The organism is Bacteroides sp. 2_2_4, from assembly GCF_000157055.1.
In the GTDB taxonomy this organism is placed as follows: domain Bacteria; phylum Bacteroidota; class Bacteroidia; order Bacteroidales; family Bacteroidaceae; genus Bacteroides; species Bacteroides ovatus.
This window is the reverse complement of the sequence record NZ_EQ973357.1, coordinates 376,493-380,401: the sequence shown is the minus strand read 5'-3', so window position 1 is coordinate 380,401 and position 3,909 is coordinate 376,493. Positions and strand designations below refer to the sequence as shown.

The window sequence follows — 3,909 nt, the reverse complement described above, 5'->3', positions numbered from 1 at the left end:
GTTGACCTGAAACTCATGCAAGGCAAACCGGCACTTAGTCCACGTGGTGTAGTTCCCGAAAGTCTGTTTGAAGATGAAACGCATCCGCTACCGGCATGGGACTCATTGACGAAAGATCAGCAGACCGACCTCGCACGCCGTATGTCCATTTTTGCCGCTATGGTAGATGTGATGGACGCGAACATCGGCCGGGTAGTAGATGAATTGAAGAAGAACGGTGAGTTAGACAATACATTTATCATGTTTATGTCCGATAACGGAGCTTGTGCCGAATGGCACGAATTCGGTTTCGACAAACAGACCGGAGTCGAATACCATACCCATACCGGAGAAGAACTCGACCAAATGGGTTTGCCCGGAACCTATCATCATTACGGTACAGGCTGGGCAAATGTCTGCTGCACGCCGTTCACGCTGTATAAACATTATGCACACGAAGGAGGTATTTCTACTCCGTGTATCATTTTCTGGGGTAATCATGTGAAGAACAAAGGCGGACTGAATCATCAGCCTGCACAATTCTCCGATATCATGTCTACCTGTGTGGAACTGGCAGGAGCCACTTATCCGAAAGAATATCAGGGAAGAGCGATTCTGCCTATGGCAGGTCAGTCTATCCTTCCGATTGTGAAAGGAAAGAAGATGCCCGAAAGATACATCTATGCGGAACATGAAGGCAACCGCATGGTGCGTAAAGGTGACTGGAAGCTGGTTTCCGCCAACTTCAAGGGAGATGAATGGGAATTGTACAACATCAAGGAAGACCGTACCGAACAGCACAACCTGATCGGTAAATATCCTGAAATGGCAAAAGAATTGGAAACAGCCTATTTCGAATGGGCGGACAAGAGTGATGTACTGTATTTCCAGAAAATGTGGAATACCTACAATAAGAATCGACGGAAAGATTTTAAAGAATATAAAACCCGCTAATGCTTATGGATAAGAGAATCTTACTAACTCTGGCTTTAGGAGCCATGTCGCAGGTGTTTACCCATGCATGGGAGCCTAAAGGAGATAAAATTAAAACAGTATGGGCTGAACAGGTGACGCCGGAAAATGTGTGGCAAAGTTATCCCAGACCACAGTTGCAACGGGCAGAATGGATCAATCTGAACGGATTGTGGAAGTATGCCGTAACGGATCAGAACACGCCTCGGAAGAATGTTTCCTTTGAAGGGGAAATCCTGGTTCCGTTTGCGATTGAATCATCTCTGTCCGGAGTGCAGAAAACATTTCTTCCTACGGATAAACTATGGTATCAACGTGAGTTCACCTTAGATCCTTCCTGGAAGAACAAATCTACTATCCTGCATTTCGGAGCAGTGGATTATGAATGTCAAGTATGGGTGAATAACCGGTTGGTCGGTACGCATAAAGGAGGAAACAACCCGTTCTCGTTCGATATTACTAAATACCTGAAGAAGAGTGGCCCTCAAAGCATTGAAGTAGCCGTCACCGACCCGACGGACACGGAATCTATTTCCCGAGGGAAACAACAACTTAATCAGGAAGGTATTTGGTACACGCCTGTATCGGGCATTTGGCAAACTGTGTGGCTGGAAGCGGTGAATAAAACCTATATCCGTCAGGTACTTCCTTCCACTGATATTGAAAGAAAATCCGTGAAGCTGGCTTTCGATATAATCGGAGCCAAAGGCAATGAAGAAGTGAAAATAGAAGTGTTGGATGATGGCAAAGTAATCAAGACGGTGGAACAGAAGTTGCGTGATGTGATGGAGATAGACGTTCCAAACGCTGTCTTATGGTCTCCCGAATCTCCGAAACTGTATCATTTGAATATTGTCTTATCCAATGGAGGACGTGTTTTAGACCGAGTAAAGAGTTACTTTGCCTTGAGAAAAGTAGATGTCTGTAAAGATGAGTGCGGATATAACCGTATTTGCCTGAATAACCAACCCATCTTCCAATACGGTCCGCTCGATCAAGGCTGGTGGCCCGATGGATTGTTGACTCCTCCTTCCGAGGAAGCGATGTTGTGGGACATGGTGCAGTTGAAGAAGATGGGATTCAATATGATCCGTAAACATATCAAAGTAGAACCGGAGCAATATTATTATTACGCTGATTCTCTGGGATTGATGATGTGGCAAGACATGGTTTCCGGTTTTGCTACGTCAAGGAAGAAGGAGGAACACGTCAATCCGTTGGCTACTACTGATTGGAACGCTCCCGAAGAACACACCCGGCAATGGCAAAAAGAAATGTTCGAAATGATCGACCGTCTCCGTTTCTATCCCTGTATCACTACCTGGGTGGTTTTCAATGAAGGATGGGGACAGCATAACACGGTGGAAATCGTAAATAAAGTGATAAAATACGACGATACACGCCTGATAAACGGAGTGACCGGCTGGACGGACAGAGGCGTAGGCGATATGTACGACGTACATAATTATCCTGTCACTTCCATGATTCTGCCGGAGAACAACGGTAACCGCATTTCCGTACTGGGAGAATTCGGCGGCTATGGCTGGGCGATCAAGGAACATATCTGGAATCCGAATATGAGGAACTGGGGGTATAAGAATATAGACGGAGCAATGGCTCTGATTGATAGTTACGGCCGTCTGGTATATGATTTGGAAACGCTGATTGCCCAAGGGTTGAGTGCGGCTGTTTATACACAAACCACTGATGTGGAAGGAGAAGTGAACGGCCTGATTACTTACGACCGGAAAGTAACTAAAATACCGGAAGGCTTGTTACACCTGATGCACAACCGTTTGTATGAAATCACTCCCGTGAAAGCGGTTACTTTGATTGCAGACAGTCAGAACGGAAGCAAGAATACCCGCCTTGTCGGTATGAACGGTCAGGAGCTGAAAATGACTTCTTTGCCTTTCGACTGTCCCCCTCGTTCTACGGTAGTATCAGAAGCTACTTTTAAGGTGGATAAGGATTTCAATCATCTGTCTTTATGGCTGAATGTTGCCGGAGAAGCCAAAGTTTGGCTGAATGGTGTAGAAGTCTTTGCGCAGGAGGCAAAGCAGACCAGGCAATATAATCAATATAATATCAGCGATTACAGCCGTTACTTGCGGAAAGGAAGTAATCTGTTGAAAATCGAAGTGAAAGATAGCAAGAAGATGAGATTCGATTATGGGTTGAGGGCTTATTAATCAGATTCATATTCTACTTTGTGAGTTTCTTGCTATAAAGTTGAAAGGCAAGTGAATATCTGCAATATCAAGTTAATGTATGAGCCCCATAGCGATGTCACTATAGGGCTCATTAACTATCATTTTTCCGGCTCACTCGTATGGGCACATTTCTTTATAACAAACTTTCTTATTGAAATTTCTTATCTTCTTCGAGGAGCTCCTGGCTACATTGCTCCGGTGCTAGAGGGGTAAAGAGTTCTATCAAGTTTTCTTCGGGATCGCGCAGGTATAGGGTACGCATCCCCCAATCGGGCATATCCGTAGGTTCGGTGATAAACGTCACGCCTTTTGCTTTTAGATCGGCAAAAGTTTCGTCGAGGTTATCTACACTGAATGAAACCATTAATTTCTCACGCATCGCAACGGGCTGTTGCTTATCTGCATTGCCTACCGCAGGTGCCATCCAGTCGGATACAAAAAGGGTGAAGCCTTTTATCCCGTCAGCTACTTTAAAATTGGCATATCCGCTATTTTCATCTCCCCAGGATGGCTCTAATCCGAGTTGTTCGGTGTAGAACTTGAAGCATTTGGCGAAGTCTTTCACTAATAATCTTACGTTGCTGAATCTCATGGTTTACTGATTAATAGTTTGTAATTTGTTTCTTATATCAAAATGCAAATATAATCATTCTATTGGATAGCGTTTCAAAAAACTGTATTTACCTCATTAGTGCATAGAAACGAGTTAAACGGTGCGCTAATGAATGGGTCCAGGGTGAGGGGT

3 protein-coding genes are annotated in these 3,909 nt (G+C 44.6%); 2 read left to right on the top strand and 1 reads right to left on the bottom strand.

Features of this window, described 5'->3' with window-relative positions; genetic code table 11:
* Both BSCG_RS20015 and BSCG_RS20020 read left to right on the top strand, forming a co-directional pair.
* Window positions 1-933: sulfatase-like hydrolase/transferase (locus tag BSCG_RS20015; RefSeq protein WP_032849383.1), on the top strand; the 933-nt coding region annotated here is incomplete at its 5' end.
* 5 nt (window positions 934-938) lie between these two features.
* A complete protein-coding gene (locus BSCG_RS20020) occupies window positions 939-3,143 on the top strand; it encodes a glycoside hydrolase family 2 protein (RefSeq protein WP_008775311.1) in 2,205 nt (734 codons plus the stop codon).
* Window positions 3,144-3,312: 169 nt separating this feature from the next.
* On the opposite strand, the gene BSCG_RS20025 is transcribed toward BSCG_RS20020, so the two are convergent.
* Window positions 3,313-3,756 carry a VOC family protein gene (locus BSCG_RS20025; RefSeq protein WP_008775310.1) on the bottom strand — a complete coding sequence of 148 codons (444 nt, stop codon included), beginning with the start codon at window positions 3,754-3,756 and terminating at the stop codon, window positions 3,313-3,315.
* Between the last annotated feature and the right edge of the window lie 153 nt (window positions 3,757-3,909).